The sequence below is a fragment of the Neisseria sp. HMSC065D04 genome (genome assembly GCF_001815675.1).
Lineage (GTDB): Bacteria > Pseudomonadota > Gammaproteobacteria > Burkholderiales > Neisseriaceae > Neisseria.
The window spans coordinates 310-762 of the sequence record NZ_KV821555.1 but is presented as its reverse complement, the minus strand read 5'-3'; the positions used below and the strand labels follow the sequence as shown (position 1 = coordinate 762).

Annotated in this window: 1 protein-coding gene; it reads right to left on the bottom strand. The window is 53.6% G+C overall.

Annotation, left to right across the window (positions count from 1 at the left end):
* The coding region (locus HMPREF3050_RS12070) for an RHS domain-containing protein (RefSeq protein ID WP_141758451.1) at window positions 1-453 on the bottom strand (453 nt) is incomplete at both ends.

The window sequence follows — 453 nt, the reverse complement described above, 5'->3', positions numbered from 1 at the left end:
TGGTTTCCTCTTTCAGACGACCCCAGCCGGTGTAATTGCCGAACCATAAGAGGTTGCCGTCCTTATCGGTCATCTCGCGCGGGATGCCGATTTGGTCGCAGTGGAAGTAGCGGGTTTGTTGGCAGTTTTCGCCGTCTGCGGTTGTCCAATCGCGGACTTGCGCCAGCGGTTCGTAGGAATCCGGGTCGGTGTAGATATAGGTATACCTGCCGTCCGGGTGGACTTCCTGCAAGAGATGGCTGCCGTCCCAGACGAAGCGGGTGTGGTTTTCGAGGTCGTTCCCGCTTAAATCATGCGGGAATGACGTTTCTGAAACTTCCTGACTGGTTTTCAGACGACTTTTGCCTATCCTTCTGCCCAGTGCGTCGTAGGTGTACGCCCAAGTTTCTTTCGTGCCATCTTTTTTGAAGATTTCCGCCTTAACCAGTTGGTCGTGCAGGTCGTAGAAATAGT